The sequence below is a fragment of the Anabaena sp. 90 genome (genome assembly GCF_000312705.1).
GTDB lineage: Bacteria > Cyanobacteriota > Cyanobacteriia > Cyanobacteriales > Nostocaceae > Dolichospermum > Dolichospermum lemmermannii.
Genome location: NC_019427.1, coordinates 3,371,140 through 3,388,151, shown reverse-complemented (window position 1 = coordinate 3,388,151; position 17,012 = coordinate 3,371,140). Strand labels below are relative to the sequence as shown.

At 38.3% G+C, this 17,012-nt stretch carries 10 protein-coding genes; 1 reads left to right on the top strand and 9 read right to left on the bottom strand.

Features of this window, described 5'->3' with window-relative positions:
- Positions 1 to 3: 3 nt before the first annotated feature.
- From ANA_RS14760 to ANA_RS14730, 7 genes are all read right to left on the bottom strand, one after another.
- Positions 4 to 1,677: a methylation-associated defense system protein MAD7 gene (locus ANA_RS14760; protein WP_015080846.1), complete on the bottom strand. Its 1,674-nt coding sequence runs from the start codon at positions 1,675 to 1,677 to the stop codon at positions 4 to 6.
- Positions 1,677 to 5,813: a methylation-associated defense system protein kinase MAD6 gene (locus tag ANA_RS14755; protein ID WP_015080845.1), complete on the bottom strand. Its 4,137-nt coding sequence runs from the start codon at positions 5,811 to 5,813 to the stop codon at positions 1,677 to 1,679. The genes ANA_RS14760 and ANA_RS14755 overlap by 1 nt, the downstream gene beginning before the upstream one ends.
- The gene (locus ANA_RS14750) at positions 5,813 to 7,234 is read right to left on the bottom strand and encodes a methylation-associated defense system restriction endonuclease subunit S MAD5 (RefSeq protein WP_015080844.1); all 1,422 of its coding nucleotides are present in this window, start codon (positions 7,232 to 7,234) and stop codon (positions 5,813 to 5,815) included. Before ANA_RS14750 ends, ANA_RS14755 begins: the two co-directional genes overlap by 1 nt.
- Positions 7,231 to 7,872: a methylation-associated defense system protein MAD4 gene (locus tag ANA_RS14745; RefSeq protein WP_015080843.1), complete on the bottom strand. Its 642-nt coding sequence runs from the start codon at positions 7,870 to 7,872 to the stop codon at positions 7,231 to 7,233. Before ANA_RS14745 ends, ANA_RS14750 begins: the two co-directional genes overlap by 4 nt.
- On the bottom strand, positions 7,869 to 9,137 hold the full coding sequence (locus ANA_RS14740; protein ID WP_015080842.1) for a methylation-associated defense system AAA family ATPase MAD3: 1,269 nt from the start codon (positions 9,135 to 9,137) through the stop codon (positions 7,869 to 7,871). The genes ANA_RS14745 and ANA_RS14740 overlap by 4 nt, the downstream gene beginning before the upstream one ends.
- Positions 9,134 to 11,164: a methylation-associated defense system DNA methyltransferase MAD2 gene (locus ANA_RS14735; RefSeq protein ID WP_015080841.1), complete on the bottom strand. Its 2,031-nt coding sequence runs from the start codon at positions 11,162 to 11,164 to the stop codon at positions 9,134 to 9,136. The genes ANA_RS14740 and ANA_RS14735 overlap by 4 nt, the downstream gene beginning before the upstream one ends.
- A 61-nt stretch (positions 11,165 to 11,225) precedes the next feature.
- Positions 11,226 to 11,606 (bottom strand): helix-turn-helix domain-containing protein, encoded by a 381-nt coding sequence (locus ANA_RS14730; protein ID WP_015080840.1) that lies wholly within the window; start codon positions 11,604 to 11,606, stop codon positions 11,226 to 11,228.
- A 543-nt stretch (positions 11,607 to 12,149) separates the two neighbouring features.
- On the opposite strand from ANA_RS14730, the gene ANA_RS14725 reads away from it, so the two are divergent.
- A complete protein-coding gene (locus ANA_RS14725; protein ID WP_041458083.1) occupies positions 12,150 to 12,470 on the top strand; it encodes a hypothetical protein in 321 nt (106 codons plus the stop codon).
- A gap of 84 nt (positions 12,471 to 12,554) precedes the next feature.
- On the opposite strand, the gene ANA_RS14720 is transcribed toward ANA_RS14725, so the two are convergent.
- Positions 12,555 to 15,326 carry a WD40 repeat domain-containing protein gene (locus tag ANA_RS14720; protein ID WP_041458082.1) on the bottom strand — a complete coding sequence of 924 codons (2,772 nt, stop codon included), beginning with the start codon at positions 15,324 to 15,326 and terminating at the stop codon, positions 12,555 to 12,557.
- A 390-nt stretch (positions 15,327 to 15,716) separates the two neighbouring features.
- Positions 15,717 to 16,850: an ISAs1-like element ISAsp2 family transposase gene (locus ANA_RS14715; protein ID WP_015078025.1), complete on the bottom strand. Its 1,134-nt coding sequence runs from the start codon at positions 16,848 to 16,850 to the stop codon at positions 15,717 to 15,719.
- Between the last annotated feature and the right edge of the window lie 162 nt (positions 16,851 to 17,012).

Genomic DNA, 17,012 nt, shown 5'->3' with positions numbered 1-17,012 from the left:
CTGTTACCTCCCTGAGTTATCAGTAGTTATGGTATAACGAGGAGTCACGGTTTGGGTAACATAGGCATCCGAGAGGTCTTGGAAAAATCCAATTTCGCGCAGACGAGTCTTAAAAGCTGTAACATTTTTTCGCAGTGCCTGTTGATCTACAATGCTGGGTTGTCCGAAGCCATCACCAGGGGGTAAGCGGTCAATGTAGAGGCCATAGCGATCGCGTAGCAATGTTAACAGTTCATCAACTCTAATTTCACGGGTCACAAAGCTTGTTCCTTGAGGTTCTAAAACAGCAATTTGTAATAATACTTCAAGTAATCGACTTCCCAGAGCAAACCAGCGAGGGCTACCCTTGGCACGAGATTGGCGTAGCAAACCTAAATCACTATTTTTTAATAAAAAAGCGTCTAAGCATTTGATAATCGCCTCCCGATGGTAACTACCTCGAAGAGCTAATATTATTTCTATGTAAGTATCAAATTCTCCTAAATTCATATTAATAATGCGCTGTACTTCTGGAGGAATAGACGATTCTGCTCCTTGCTGATACCTTTCTATCAGGGGTGTGACTCTTGATTTAAAATAATCCTCTCGCTCTTTATTTTTAGAAGAATGTAAAAGTTGTAAAACTTCTCCAACAGAGAAATGATTTCCAGCAGGTGATAATTTATTTCTTGTTCTTAAATATTCAGCCATTTCATCCAATTTCTTAGTAATGAAATGAGCTTCAATATAACCTGGTATGCGGCGATAATGAGTCTCTGCACTATGACGAGCCAAATCAGTCATGTGGGGGTTGGTGGGGTCGCCCATATCAACTACTAGCCCGATACGGTGCGGACAATCACCATGCGGTGAAGATATTCTGGGGTTTACCGGACAGCGATCGCACGTCGGGTCACTTCCACGCCGCTTTACTAACGCTGGTAAAAGTTTCATCAGACGCAGGTGGTAAAGGGCTAAGTGGAAAGACAACAGGGTTTTCAGGTAATCCACCAGAACTGACCGAGGCATATAATTTTCATAGGTCAGCAAACGCAGAATATCATCTGCTAGTAAGTCTGCTTGACCAATACAAAGGGGAGAATATCTTTCCGGTTCTTTGGAACGGTCTTCAGCATCTTTTTTCACTTGCTTATCAAAATGTAGAATTGCCTGAGTTTCTACATCAATTCTTTGGTCTGAAAGCAAAATAAGGTCAGTTTGTTGGTCAAGCCCCGCAAAAATAAAATCCTTCAACGCATCCCTTGCAGCTTGACCCAAACCCTTACGAGCATAATAAATCATCCAATAAATTTGTTCAGAAGATCCTTCATCTTTAGCATATTTGGTATTTCTATATTTGTATGCGTTACCGTGTAAAGGACGAGGTGATACAACAGCTTGATTTGATTTTCCTCGATTAGCTAAATCCAATAAATCAGTTTCTAACCATTTAGAGACAATATCTTTATGCTCTGCAAAACCAATAAATTTGGATTGATTTTTATCATCTATAAATTCTTCTAAAAATTTCTCAACTGTGAATAGAAGGCTCGAATTTCTAACTCTACTTGGATAGCCATCAAATTTTAGTCGAGGAAATAAATTAAGTAAAGTACGGTCAATTTCAATATGTTTGAAGTTAACGTAACTGATTTTGTCTAGTGCAAAATCTTTGTCTTTTTTATTATCGAGTCCCATTAAATTTCCTCCTGGACTTGTTTGAGCGATAAGTTACCAGCTTCATCGCGGCTGATATTATAAAAATCTTGTCCAGTCTCTGTGAGCAAAACTTCTTGATACGGGGCTGAAGCTAAGAGATTTTTGAATACTGCCAAACTCCGGTAAAACCCCTGTTGTTCTTCAACGCTGGGACGATAGCCATCATCAAGTCTTCTGAGCATTTCATATACATCCAAGTTTATACTTAACTTTGCATTATGGCTCATCAAAGAATCATACTGAAGGAATAAGGTTTGTGGTAAAAATTCTATAAAAGCAGTAATTCCTCTAGCTTCATGCGGTTGAAGGCTAAAAGTTTGACTATCAAATACACGGTAACTGCGAATAGTACCGTTATTCACTTGGCGGACTCTTAGGGCTAGTTTATTCCCAAGGCGAGATGGGTTTCTCAAACCTTCACCCCTGTTGATAGCGCGTAGAAGTAGTTGCACTTCCTTAGTTAAGTCTTCCTGTTTTGTTACTAACTTTAAAAAATATTCAAAATGACGGTAGGGTAGCATTCGTTGCCATCCTGAATCACGGCGTTCAAAGTATTGCCGCCGTCGTAGCATAGCAATATATTGTTTGTATACTTTTTGACCATTTTCTTCGATTTTACTTCGATAGTCACGAGGTAGTTCATCGAACGCCCTTTGTAATAAATGATCATCATTGCGGCTGCGGTCTGAGAAGTTAAACCGTCCCATTTCTTTAGCACTGGGTTTCAAAAAGGCAAAACTGCGGTCAAGACTGGGATTGCTGGTTTCTCCAAGATCAATTTCTCGCAGCAGGGAAATGAGGCGATCGCCTGAACCCTCTATACCTCCTATCCAAGAATTAAAATAAAAGCCATCAAGGATGTTTTGTCGTGCTTCGGGAGTGCTTTGGTGATAAAGTTCGTGAACCTCGTCGCAATCCCTTGTTCCCGCCAGCATGAAGGCTAAAGCTGAACGTAAATCGCGCAAGGTTATGTGTAAGCGTCCCCGCAGGTGGGTGATGGTATATAAGGTTTTGAGCTTTTCAATCACCTTGGGACTTGCTTTCTCATCCATAAAGGTTTGGGCGTTGTGGAAGATATAACATCTTTCTTTCAAGTCGCAACTACCGCAAGCTTTCCAAAAACGCGGCTCAGTCATGCGGCGGATTAATCTATCAAAAATTGAGTTATTTTCTTCACCCAAGTTAGCGACTACTGAGCGAAGATTAAGGTTAATGATGGCAACACCCTCTTGGGGATCTGCACCTTTTATACCATTTTTGACGATTTTAGTGAGTTTGGGAAAGCGGCTTTCATGTTCAGATAAAAAGTCAACTAAGCGACCTTCATTAATTGCAATTAACCGCGTTTCGTTGGTTTGCCAAACTTGTGTATTTGACCCTTGGAAGGGAGCTAAAAATTCTAACAGTACCTCGTTATTAACTTTATCCCCTTCATCTTGGCTACCGTCGTAATTGGTAAAGAAAGTTCGTCCTTCTATTTGGAATTCCGAACCGTTTAGTCCCCGTTGCAATTTAGTGTTTTCTTTCTCAGCTTGCTTTTCTAATTGTTGAATAAAGGCTGTTTTACCATCACCGGCATTACCAGAAATAATCACTAAGTTAAATTTACCCGCTAAAATTGCAGGTTGTAATGCTTGGTCTAAAAGTGTAGGGACATAAGTTAGTTCCCCTATTTTATCCAATCCCCTTGTTCCAGCATTGGTTTGTTGACTCTGGCTGTACAAGGTAAGCAGATGGCTAACAAAGGGATTAAAATTAGGTTTAGAGGTATCTGTTAAGGTCGCTGGGAGGGATTCAGTTGTTAGCTGGGTAGGTTGAGACACCTTTCTAGGGTGTTTAATTGCATCTAACGCTTCAGCAAATTCCTTAGCAACAGAAAATCTATCAACCCTGCGCGGTGCGATCGCTTTCATCGAGAATTGCACTAGTTCTTCACTCAAATCCTTACAAGCAGTAAAACTTCGTGGATCGCGGGGTTGCTTGTCTCGCCTTAGTCTGGGGTCTTGGTCGTCGAAAGGATATTTACCTGTAATGCACTCATAGAGAGTAATTCCCAGTGCATAAATATCGCGGTCAATTTTTTGCGCCTGATCAATTTCGTCTAAATCTAAAGTCAAGTCAAAATCCGGTGGGATATATGCCCTAGTTCCGCCGCCTGTCATGCTTTCATCTCGTTCTGAGACAGCAACGTTAAAATCAATGATGCGGACTCCCTTATCTGTGAGTAACAAGTTAGAAGGCTTAATATCTTGATGATACACACCATTTTCGTGCAGATGTGCCAAACCTGCGGCAGTTTGTCGTGCAATTTTTACTGCATCTTCCAAGGAAAGGGCTTCTTTTCCTAGAAGGTTTTCTACATCTTCACCATCAATGTAATCAAATAGGATGTATGGTGTATCATCTGGCAATTTACCAGCAATAATAACTTTGACAATATAAGGATGTTCGGGAATATTTAGCAGTGTTTTGTATTCTCGTACTAAACGTTGGTAAATTGATTGCTTGTCACGGGTGATAAGTTTCATTACTAAATCCCTATCACCCATCGAATCAAATACTTTGTAGGCTACACCAAATCCACCTTGACCGAGACGCTTTTGAATAATAAATAGCTCGTCAAGAATATAATCTGCGGGTAAATTCTGCAAGTCTATTTCAGCTAAAGATTTAGGGGTTTCTCCCGTGTTGGGCTGAGGTACAACTGGTGATTTTGGTGTGATGATATTGTTGAATTCCACCAGTGTAACTGCTGCACTTATAAGGCGTTCTTCAGGGTCAAAAGCGCAAAGTTTTTGCAACCATTCATCCATACCTGTTGGGAGGTCTGGTTTATAGGAGGATGGTTTTTTTGGAAAAATAGCATCGCATTCCAAAAAGGCAGTATTCTCAAAAGCCGTTTGTCCTGTTAATAATTCGTAAAACACCAACCCAGCCGAGAATAAATCTGAGGCGATACTGGCTTGGCTGGGGTCGCGGTAACATTCAGGTGCTTGGTAGTTATAGTCAAGCTTATCTACAATATATTCTGCAATCGTACTGCTGCGGTTTTTTGTCACCCTGGCATAGTCGAAACCAGTCAGCCGCGCATTACCATCAGGTGTGACTAAAATAGCATCTGGTGTAAGGTTGCGGTGAATAACTTCGTATTTGTGGGCGTGGTTAAGGGCTGAGAGAATATCTTGGATAATGCCAATCTTTTGGTCAAAAGTAAGTGCTAAATTAGGTTTTCTAATGTGTTGGCTGAGAGGTTCTGCTGCTATATCTTCTATAACTAAAATGAATTTATCTTCCGCTTCGGTGGAGAAAAATTCTGTTATTTTTAAGATGTTTGGATGACCAGGCATCCGCACCATTGAACGATAAGCATTACTAATCAGATTGCGCTGGCGATCGCGGATGCTATGCTCTTGGTAGGGGTCAACTTCATAAACACGCAGTCGGGCTATTCCGCCGCGTTTACCGAGAAAAATATGCTTGGCGCGATATTCTGTATATTTATCTGGATTTCCTCCCAGTTCCTCTTCTATTTGCCATTCACGGTAAATAGGAGGCGCAGATTTGGGACGGGCTTTACCAACAATTGCTTGTTCAATGTCAGCATGAAATGAGCGAATATCCTGCAAACGATGGCTAGGAATATGACCTTTGCCTTTGAAATAAGTTAAGCATTTTTGATTAAGGTAAGTGATATCATCCTCATCTGAACTCCCATGAGCCTCGACATGAGAGTTAGGGGCTGTCATTAAAATTGCAGCATGGACATGAATATCTTTGAGGTTTGTTTTGATAGGATAAGTATCACGAATTAAAGCCTTGATCACCTTAGCATTTTGTCTGCACTTTGCTAATGGTGCGCCAATATGGTCGCGTCCTTGTGGATACCATTTTGAATTATAAATATCAATTAGTCCGGGGATACCTTTGACATCAACTATAAATATGCTGTGAGGGGCAATTATGGCTAGGTCTATTTCATACTTTTCTTTGCCTTGAGGGATTTCAAAGTTATGAATTATTGTGTAGGTATCGGGTAAATTATCACGAAGAAATTTAATTGCTTGACGTTCAGAGTCGTTGACAGGTTGACCAATAGCGATGACTTTTGCAGCCATTAAGCACCTCCCTTATCAATACTACTTTCAACTATTTTTACTGCCTGAGCTTCTATTTGAATAGCCTTAGCTAAATCTTCCCAAGCATTAAAGACTGGTTGCCCAATTGATTGCCGAGTTTTTTCATCTGGCCAAGGAATGATAACTTGTTCTACGTGTTCAGAAACTACTCTGGGAATACTGTAACCATAAGCTTGTCTTTTAAGAAGTCTTTGACCATAATTACTTCTCAAATAAGCATAGATGTAGCCAGCATCGGCCTCATTATGAGGAACTAATCTGAATACATCATCAGCACAGAACATCCCATCAAGATGTGAGTTTACTAAAATTGGCCATCCAAATATTCCATTAAGTTGTCCTGCTGCTTGAAAAACGATCCAACCTTTTTTTAGCAAATAAGTTTCAATATCTTTAGATTTCTTACTAACAAATCTCTCTGGTGATGGACTCATTCGATAAATATCATTTCCACTTACAAACGCTGGTCCATAATTTTCTGATTCTACCCACTGTCTTTTAAAAATATTTGGCTTAAATAGATTTTGATTAACAGAGCTATGAGCAAGAGTTAGAATATCGCATTTAGCTTTTGTAATTGCCTTTTCTGCTTCTAAGGCTAAAGGTGAATGAAAAGCACCATCAAAGCGCATTCTTAGAGAGCTAGAACTAACCCCTGCTACTAGAGGTTTAGATATTTCATGTAAATCTGGTAATCGAGGTAGCTGTATTTTATTTTCTAATATTTTATCTGATTCATACAAAATATTTAATGCTTTTGCTCTCTTAATAGAAGCTTCTTTAATTAATTCATCTACGGTTTCTTCAATATCTGCCCCTAATCTTGGTACTGGTAAATCAGCAATATGATGAGGTTCAATACTTTGAATTATTGAACCATAAGTTCCTGAGATAATAAGAGGAACTCCGAATTTACTACTGAGATAAGCATATAAATAACCTGGCAAAATTTTATCAACGTCGGGAACAACTCTCATAGCGTGTTCAGTACAAGCCATTCCTGCCATATCTGATCGTACATAAACCATTCTGCCAATAGTCCCAGAACGGGTGATGAGAGTCCATCCTTCCTGAATAGCAAAATTTGGATTAGCTGCTACTTGCTTTTTTGACAAAAGAGATAGAGAAGAAAGATCAGCCGCAAGAATATCTGTACTCCCCAGGAAAGGAACACCATAAGCTGGATCATCTACATATTGACGACGCTCACGACCAGCATGAAAAATTCCGTTTAGACCTCCCTTTGTAACTTCATGCAAAGGTTGTTTCTTCGCTGATAGTTTTTCAAGTATTACCTTAGCTTCAAAAGCCCCTGAAAGGTAAGGGTTACAATCCAAACGCCGCCCGTTACTTTCCATCCAAGAAGACATTACTGGAAAGTCTAGCTTAGTAGTTTTCATGCTTGACCCTCATCAAATGGAAACCATTCCTGCATTTTAATGCACAACATTTGAAATGCTGTATCTGTACATCCTTTAACAGAAACTTTGCTAGTTATATTTTTATAAATAGCTGATGAACGAGGAGTTCTGGATAATTTCAAAGCATCTTCAACAGCTTTCTTCGGGTCAGCAGGTTTCAACGCCGAAGCATCCCATAACCCTTTTTCTTCTAACCACTTTCTTAAAGAGATATCTTGTTTAAACCGAAAAGCCTCTTCTACATTGCGATTATCCTGTAATATCCAAATCTCTAGTTCTGGATCTATTACAATCACGGCACAATTTTCTTCATCCCAACCAGTATCAATAAGATTTTCCATAATATTATTAGTAATTTTTTCTACTCCAGGCGACCCATCCCAAGCATTATCTAATACTACAACAGCATAACGATGAGTTTTTTGATAAGGACGAATTAATTGATGGGCGCGGGTATACACACCTGGATCACTCCCCGCTTCAACAATAATATCCTGTTGTGGGTCGAATGCAAACTGCCTAATTCCCAGACTTCTATGGAACTGCACTCTGGTAAAAAAACCTGTAAAAGCAGCTTCCATATTTTTATCAGCAACCAAGAAGATACAATCTCTCATCCCAGTACCCCTGCTGCAAACAGAGAACCAAGGTCAATACTTCCCTGCCAATCTTGTAAACGCGGATGTTTATTTCCGGGAATCGCCTCTGCACCATTTTCCTTACTAGCTCGCATCACAATCATTGATTCTAGTTCAGTATATGCCAATACTACAGGAGAATGTGTAGATACCCAAACTTGAGAATCGTACACCGAACTCAAAGATTGTAATACTACCTCAATTGCTCTAGGGTGAATACCATTTTCCGGTTCTTCCAAGAAAATTAGACTATGGGGTTGAGGTAGGTAGGGCAAAATAGTCAGTGCCAAAATATGCAGAGTCCCGTAAGATAATCCTGAAGAAGTCACAACATGATTACCCCAATAAGTTAATTTGAGGTAAGCGTGATAATCTTCTTCACGTTGAATAGCTTCTATTGCCATAACATTAGGCAAAGCCATTTTAATGTGTTCTACCCAAGACTCAAATAACTCTGGCTGTTCCTGCTGCAAATTCAGCACTAACCAAGGCAAATTATAACCATCTTTACGCAAGGTTTTAGGCTGTCCAGGCGGACAAGCCTTCCGCAGCACTGACCAACTTGGTTCATAACGCATTACGCCTTTTTCTAAAAGATTTCTGAACCAAATAGACGCAGAAAATTTATCAATATCACTGGGTAAATTTGCTAAAGCTAATTCCTGGGGTTCCAGTCGCAAGTTGATTTTAGAGCGGCTTCGATCTTCTTGTTTCAGAATTGTTGGTAAACCAGATTCCCGCTCAATAATTGTGTGCCAGTAACGAGGACGTTTACCTCCTATTCCCCAGCCTTCTTTCGGTTCAGAAACCTTCTGCGGAACAATATATAAAAATTCATCAGTTACATGAAGCTCAATATTATTAAAAATTTGAAACCGAATTTCATATCTAATACTTCGAGGATGCCTATTTTTATCTTTTAGAACCGTGGGTGGTGCATCTTCGAGCAATTTAATAATAATTTCTTCAGGTAAATCAGCTTCTATGGCAAAACCAAAATAATTTCCTCTGCCATAATGCAGTAATTCTTGTAAATTTTGCGCTCTTGGACTGCCACCAATAGAAGGAGATTCTAAAAAAGCTGGGATTAATCCCTGTGATAGAATTTCGCCCAACAATAAAGGAATATCAAGCAGCGTACTTTTACCCGTGCCATTTGCACCAGCTAAAACATGATATTGACCGAGTTTAATATCAAGTCGGTCAAAGCAGCGATATTTAAATGCTTCTATTCGAGAAATCATATACCTGGAGTTGGGTATTGTTGACGGAACTCTCGATATTTTTCGGCAATTACAGGCAAGTCATCATCGAGTATCTTTTCTTTTCGTTTTAAAGGACGTTCAATAATACGTTCCCCAATCCGAATTTTTTCTATTTTCTCTTTGACAACCACAATTTCTTCACCATCAGGAGTCCGTTTATAAAGCGTATTTCCTCGACGGTCAAATCCTACCTTCTCTGCCACTGCCATAAATACAGGATAGTCTGTCTTACCTCCTAAATCCTCAGCCCTAATTTCCTCTTTGGTTTTCTTCTTCAGAAACAGCAAACTTGTGAGAATATTTACATTCGCTTCTACAATAAATGCTTCAACTGGAATATCCACACTAGCTAATACCCAAGAATGACGCAGAATCCACCACCGGATATATTCAGTTCCAGGATTGCCCAAAATGCCATCTGGTAAAACAATCCCCATCCTTCCCCCCGGTTTTAGCCAGTTCAGACAACGCTCAATAAATAGTATCTCTGGTGCAACACTGCCTTTGAGTGTACCAGTTCTGCGAAAACTACCATCCTCCGTCCGTTCCCAATTGTAAGCTAATTCAAACTGCTTGAGTGTATTTTTATCCGTAATTGGAATATCAGAACCAAAAGGCGGATTAGTCAACAACACATCAATTGATTCTAGGGGAATTTCTTTTTTAGCTGGTTCTAACCCATCTAAATGTCCGTTAGGGAAATCCACAGAGTTGATATGATAAAGATGACCCCTGCCATTTCCTGCCATCACCATATTCATCTGGCAAGCTTTAATTAGAAATGGGTCAAAATCCGCACCAAACACTTGTTTCTCGGCAAACTGGCGCAACCGTCCATTGACAGATAGAAACTCCTCTGTAGTCTCTAATCCTACTGGCACATTCGCTTCTTCCCGAAACTTTTTCATCATATACGCCAGCACTGCCACCAAAAATCCCCCAGTTCCACAGGCTGGATCTAAAATTCGCTCATTTTCTTTGGGGTCAAGCATTTCCACAGCCAGTTTGATAATACCCCGTGGCGTGAAGTATTGTCCGCGATCGCCCCGTAAATTAGCGCCGACAATTTCTTGATAAGCCGCACCCTTAGCATCTACATCTGTACGTGTAAAGTCATATTTTGCCAATTCAGAAACCATAAAAGCAAGGGCGCGGTCAGAAAGAGTAATTTCCTCATTTCCCCTGAAAAGATTGCTGTAATTCTTTTTCACCTCTTCAAACAGAGGTATAAGCCGCAAGCGGATTTCTTTACGCCCCTCAGTATCGAACTGCTCCTTCGGCCCTGCCCAAAATCGCCTTTGACCGCGAAGTGATTTCTGCTCATCGTGCATTTTGCAGAAAATCAAGTATAAGAACTGCCAAAATGCCGCATCTTTGGGCATTCCTTCATTACCATGAATAAAATTATGGCAGCGCCGGAAAGCCACACGCAGCATTTCTGGATCAGCCTTGCGGGTACGCGCACTAGAAACTACCTCCTGTGTGTCCAAAGATTCATCCGCAGGTGGCCAATCACCTATCGGCTCAAACCGGTCTTCAAACCGCGTTTTTTGCTTCTCTAAGTAAAAGAACTCTAAACCATTCGTCCACAAACCATACTTACAGAAGTCAATATGCTCCATGATGGTTTCTAGTTCTTCTAAATCCTTCGCTGCTTGGTCGTAATCTCGAATCCTCACTGCATTTCTGCCGACCTTTGGTTCTTGGCGACAAACCACCACTCGACTTAAATTTTGAACTGTATGCTCCTGGTCGTGGTGAAAAATGGCAATATCCAGCTTTTTCCGCTTCCCATTAATAGAAACCGGAAAATCAGCCGCCATATCTTCCACCGAAATTCCATACTCGTGAAACAAAGCCCTTGCAATCCGTTGACGCACTTGTTCTTTTGGCGTGTCCTTGAGACTTTTCTCACCACTAATAAAGTCAAGGATACAACCATCAGAAATAGTGTAATCTTCCGTATTATCTTCTAAATCAGGAATCGGCAACTGTTTTGCTTTCATGTGCTAATAAAAATTCTCCTCGTATTCCTCCTCACTTACTGCGGGGAGAGCTAGGCTTGAGTTACTCAGATACAGTGAGTATTGTATCCGAGGAAGTTTCTCTTAATATATCTCGCTTAATAAAATGCTCAATTTTACCAAGCTGCTCATCAGAAAGTTCCTGAACCATCACCAAACGAACTAATTCTAGTACCTTTGGTCTTTCCTTCAGCAAAGTCACTACATCTGGGTCTGTGGAAGGACAAAGCCGAAATAGTACATCAGGATCAGCCGCTAAACCTTTTGCTAATGCTTTTATAACTTCCGGCTTTGGCGGATGCTCCTTACCCCGCTCAATGCGACTTAAGTAAGCAGGCGAGATACCTACCATAGTAGCTGTTTCCCGAAGTCCCAGATTTTGAGCCTCTCGAAGTTGCCTGATTGTTTCACCAAACTTGCTCATCCCTCCAATCCTTGTTGTCTGTTATGTAACACTAAACATTTTTAGAGTCAGCCGTCAACGGTATTTGATTAAGTAGCAATTAAGAAACTAGCAAAGCGATCGTATATTTCTGGCTATTGCGAAGATAAAAAGAACATCCTCCAAAAATAGCAAAATTCCCAATGTCCAAAAGAACGGATTTAGACAAAAATCAAATCATCACATTACTTCGTTCAGGGGGTGAAATAAGCATCCATTCCGAAACTTACGCTAAGGACTTGATAACCTGTTTTCAAAATCCTTTCCACCTACCAAAAACCTGTAGCAATTGAAGCCTCTGAAATTTAGGGTCTTCAAACCACTGCTGTGTCGTACAAAAAAGCTGTGCCAAATAGCTTAAAGATTATTTGGTACATTGAGAATTGCTAAAAACATTGATTAACAGAATGCTTATCCAGCAACGGTTGCAGCCTTAGTGTAACTTTCTGTACGATTGCTCATTTACCCCCTTCATCGGGTTTATGGCAGAAAAGAGACCGTTCTCGTCTAGAAAAGGAGTTTCCTTTGAACTACCTGACACAATATCTTCTGTCAAAGGCTAAGGCAGAACAATATTACCAGGAATTAACAAAGGTTATTCGTTCTGGTGATTTTCCTGTGGAACAGTTACAGGTTACTCGAAAAATTAAGAAGGGTGAAAAGGCTCTTTTGGTTCTGGGTAATACTGGGGATGTTGTGACGTTTTATCAAGGAATTACGGGGTTGACTAATTCTGAAACCTATTCCAGTGGGTATTATTTGGAGTTGATTGCTAAAAAACGGGATGAGTTACTTTCGGTTGTTGAGCCTCAAGGTGATGTGGGGAAGCAGTTGAGTCTGTTTTGAGTGGGGGATTATACTAATGATGAGAGCGATCGTCTATGGGATTTGGGAGGGCGATTTTTCTCTTTATCATTCAACATGATTTACTTAAAACATCAGTAAGTAAAGCATTAACAAAGTATTAACTTTGCTATCTTCAATCCGACACAACGCGGATACTGCAAACGCAAGCACTACAGGAATAGATTGCTTGATGTAACAAAAAAGATAATCTTGAATCTGATTGACACTATTCCTTAATAATTCTTCTAAGCTTAAGCTCCATAAACAGATTCTTTTCTCATCAGAGTTGGCTACCGCGATCGCACTTTTATCATTCTGTGAACTAAAAATACAAGCAGCACCAATCAAAGAATTATCATTTCCTTGAATAGTTTGTAGCAAATTTCCAGTAGCAATATCCCAGATTTCTATAGTTTGATCCTCATTAACTGAAGCAACTATTTTACCATCATCAATAAAACCAATACTCATTACAGTTGTGTGGGAATTTCTCTTAAGTATTCGTTGAGAGCCATCTTTAATATACCAAAGCGCAATTTGTTGGATAAACTTATTTCCTTCATCTTTTTTTAAACTAGCTGTGGCAATAACCCCACCATCAGGACTAAAACCAACATAAGAAACAGCACCCTGATAATTTATAGGTATTATCCGATTATCATTAAGATATAACAGCTTTACAGTACCATCAGCACCAGCTGTAACAATCTTTCTGTCTTGCCCTTCTTTTTGAGGGCTGAAAGCAACCATATTAACTTGCGTAGAATACTTTACTGAATCTAAATATTTATATTTAGGTTTATCATTCTCAATATCCCACAGTATTACCTGTCCATCAAGATAGCCTATTGCAATCTCTGTTCCTTCTGGATTAAAACTGATACTGTGAATATGACTTTGATATTTTGAAAAGCTGTCAATCTCTATCAGCTTGAAATTATAAATTTTTACCTCATTATTAATAGCAACAGCTATATTTCTCTGTTTTGGATTGAATTTAATATCAAATTTTATGTCAAATTTAAATTGAGATGTTGAGGTTAGATTAAATTTAATTTCCCAAACCCTACCATTATCATCAATTGTTAGAGGTTCACCAGTAACCTTCCAAAGTTTGACAATTACGTTTTGACTATATTTTTCATTTTTGTCATCTTTATCATCTATCTTTATGTCATCTTGACTAGCTGTAGCAATTTTCTCACCATCTGAACTAAAGTCAATCTTTACAATTTTATTAGAATGCCCCTGAAATTTACCAGTGCAATCCCAAATTTTTATAGTTCCATCAAGACTGCCAGAAACAAGAGTTTTGCTATCAGTTGTAAAACTGACCTTCGTGACGCTATCTCTATGTCCCTTAAGAGTTGAAACAAAATTTTGATCTTTGTCCCAAAGAGTAATTACACCATCTTGGCCAGATGCGGCAATTATTTCATAATCTGGGCTGAACGTAGCATACGAAACCTTTGCTTTATGCTCTTTACTTCGTATTACTGATGGAACATTTTTCTCGATATCCCAGAAGCTGATATTTTTATCCTCATTACTTGATATCAAAGTTTTGTTATCAGACCCAAAACTTACTGATGAAACTTTCGTAAAGTACATTTCAGAAGTACTTTTTAGCTTATAAATTCTTAGTTTGTATTTTTCTAGTCTATCAATTTTAAGTTGATAACTTTTTATCTCCCAAAGTCTAACAGTTTTATCTTTACTAGCAGAAGCAATAAGCTTACCATCTCGACTAAATGCCACATTGCTTACACCATTTTTATGCCCATTAAGAATCTTTAACGTAACTCCTTCTTTGTTCCAAAGTCTGACAGTTTTATCTTGACTGGCAGAACCAATTATTTTACTGTCTGGACTGAAGCTAACACCAAGAACATGATCTCTATGACCTTTCAGTGTACGATGTAATATCCAATTAGTTTGACAGTTATGGTCTGTAGATTTTTTCCAAATTTTAATAGTATTATCATAACTTGCAGATGCAAGCATTGTGCCATCAGAGCTAAAACTAATGTCTATAACGTCATTTTGATGTTCTTTTAAACTTTGCAATAAATTCCCATCAAAACTCCAGAGTTTGATAGTTTTGTCACGACTAGAAGAAGCAATAATTTGATCGTCTGGACTAAGACTTACGGCGTATATCCAATCTGTATGTCCTTCAAAACTATTCTTTTCAGCAATTTGGTCAAAAATTTGACCAAAAGTTATGAGAAATTCCAATCTTTTTTTTGTACTAATTCCATTAATATTAGGTAATTTTTGCAACCGTTCTCCTATTTCTATAAGTTCGGTTAGCGCATCCAGATTCTTATTTTCTATTAAATATCGCCTTGCATTTGCTATAGATGTAATAATTTCATTTTCTAGCTGTTCTTCCTCGTCCCTATCCTTACAAGCTTTGACATAATCAGCAACCTCATCTTCATTGGTAACGTTTTCTTTCTCCAATAAATCTTCAAGAGTTTTTAAACGGCTTCCCTGTAATAGTAAATCGTGTTTCCGTTTTCCCTTTTTCGCCCAGTAAGAAGCTTCCTGCTCAATTTTTTTCAGCAATCGCAATTTCTCACTTTCTTTATCTATGTATGTTTGTAATTCTGTCCAATTACTAATCAAAAAATCATGAACAATCTCTACAGTATCTTCTTTATCTGTAATTAACAACCGTTTATCTGCAAAGGGACAATTCGCTTTTCTACCAACAATCTGTGGCGTTGGGTTAATGCCATGTTGGTGAAGCAAATCACGCCATTGATCATCCTCATAAATTTTCCAAAGTGGAGAAGCTTCCAGCGATTGAGGACGGTCGGGAGCTTGATGCTGTCTTTGCACTGCAATCACCAAGCCATCACAGATTATCGCCGCTCCTGAACACCCTTCCCAAGGAGAGATTTTTTGTATTTGAAGTAGTTCTATTTGTCTTTCTGACGGAAATTCATTCGGTCGTATAGGCAGGGGAAACGCATCTAAATTATCTTGACAAAATACTATATTAGTGCATCAATATGGGAAAATATCTAACTTCATTCAAAATCTGATAAATTCCTTTATTAAAATTATAAAAATTTCATAAATTTAGAGTAATTATTTATTTTTAATGATGGATTTATTTTGTTCAGTTCTATATATTAATATCTATATTTTTTGGCATCAAAAATATAGATTCTATTGTAGAATCAACAGAAAAATAAATTGGTTATATTTATATTTGTCTATATTTTCTGATTTTTATCAGATACATTCTAAAATCTTCTCTAAATATTCATCATCCCATCCTGCACAAAACTGCTTACTTTTAGTTCCTAGTTTTTGGCTTTTTTCTTTTCCTAAAAGATTAACTGCTATATGACGAATAACTGCAAAGTTTTGTGGTGCATTATCCTTTCTTATCCGACAATCATCTTCTCTAAAAGCTACATCTAAAACCCAGTGTAATGAATTCTCTATACCCCAATGAGTGCGGACTGATTCTCCTAGTAATTTCGCATTATTTGTCAAACTACTTATATAATAGCCTGTCTCAACCTTCGTTTTTCCATTAACTTTTCGTATATATTCTACCATTCCTACACTTTGAAGATTTACCCATTTCTTATCAGTATCTATTCTTTCTTCTATGTCTGATAACATGAGATAATGACGAATCTCTTCTCTTCCATGTTTGTCTTCTTTTGTATGAAATTCACTATATTTGAATCCCTCAAACCCTTTAGATATAGCTTCTTTGAAGATTTCTTCTACATTCTTATATAAATTACCTTGATTCTTTTTGAGTGCGATAATATATTCGCCTGATTTTTCTGCAATTGATTTTACTATCTCTTTTTGACACCCCATCGCATCAATCGTTACTAAACATCCGGCTATATCTAATACTTTAATTAATTCCGGTATGGCTGTTATTTCATTTGACTTTTCTTCTACTTTACATTGTCCTAATACTAATTTATTACTAGTTGCCCATGCACTTACCATCTGAATCGCACCTTTATCCTTTCCTTTATCATATGAATGCCTTAATGTTTTCCCATCTATTGCTATGACTTCTCCTTCTGTAATTTTATTGATAGATTTTATCCAACTCAAAAAACAATTCTGAAATTGTTGCGGATCTATTCTCGCAAATACTCTTGCGAATGTATCATGAGATGGAATCCCGTTTGGAAGTTCTAAAAATTGTTTTAGCCATTTTTCTTTCTTTTTTCCATAAGCCTCCATCAATACCCAACTATCTACTCCACAGATCACTGCACAAATCGCAATGGTTACTATATCTATTAATTTATGCCTTTTTGTTCTCTCAACTCTTTTATCTTCTAAATCTTTAAAGTGATCTACTATTGTGATTTTTGGTGGTAGCTTCATTTTGTGAATTTTGTCTCTTTAGTTTTATTGAGAATACCACTTCAACTCATTTTATTGATTCTTATAGAAACGAATTTACCATCAAATTTTCTTCATACTCATTTATTGGCTTGATATTAACATGGTAATACTGCCCTTTTTATCTATTCATAGAAGTTACAT

Bases quoted from the DNA above. Each gene is read 5' to 3' on its own strand.
- ANA_RS14760 (WP_015080846.1), bottom strand. From the start codon at position 1,677: ATGGGACTCGATAATAAAAAAGACAAAGATTTTGCACTAGACAAAATC.
- ANA_RS14755 (WP_015080845.1), bottom strand. From the start codon at position 5,813: ATGGCTGCAAAAGTCATCGCTATTGGTCAACCTGTCAACGACTCTGAA.
- ANA_RS14750 (WP_015080844.1), bottom strand. From the start codon at position 7,234: ATGAAAACTACTAAGCTAGACTTTCCAGTAATGTCTTCTTGGATGGAA.
- ANA_RS14745 (WP_015080843.1), bottom strand. From the start codon at position 7,872: ATGAGAGATTGTATCTTCTTGGTTGCTGATAAAAATATGGAAGCTGCT.
- ANA_RS14740 (WP_015080842.1), bottom strand. From the start codon at position 9,137: ATGATTTCTCGAATAGAAGCATTTAAATATCGCTGCTTTGACCGACTT.
- ANA_RS14735 (WP_015080841.1), bottom strand. From the start codon at position 11,164: ATGAAAGCAAAACAGTTGCCGATTCCTGATTTAGAAGATAATACGGAA.
- ANA_RS14730 (WP_015080840.1), bottom strand. From the start codon at position 11,606: ATGAGCAAGTTTGGTGAAACAATCAGGCAACTTCGAGAGGCTCAAAAT.
- ANA_RS14715 (WP_015078025.1), bottom strand. From the start codon at position 16,850: ATGAAGCTACCACCAAAAATCACAATAGTAGATCACTTTAAAGATTTA.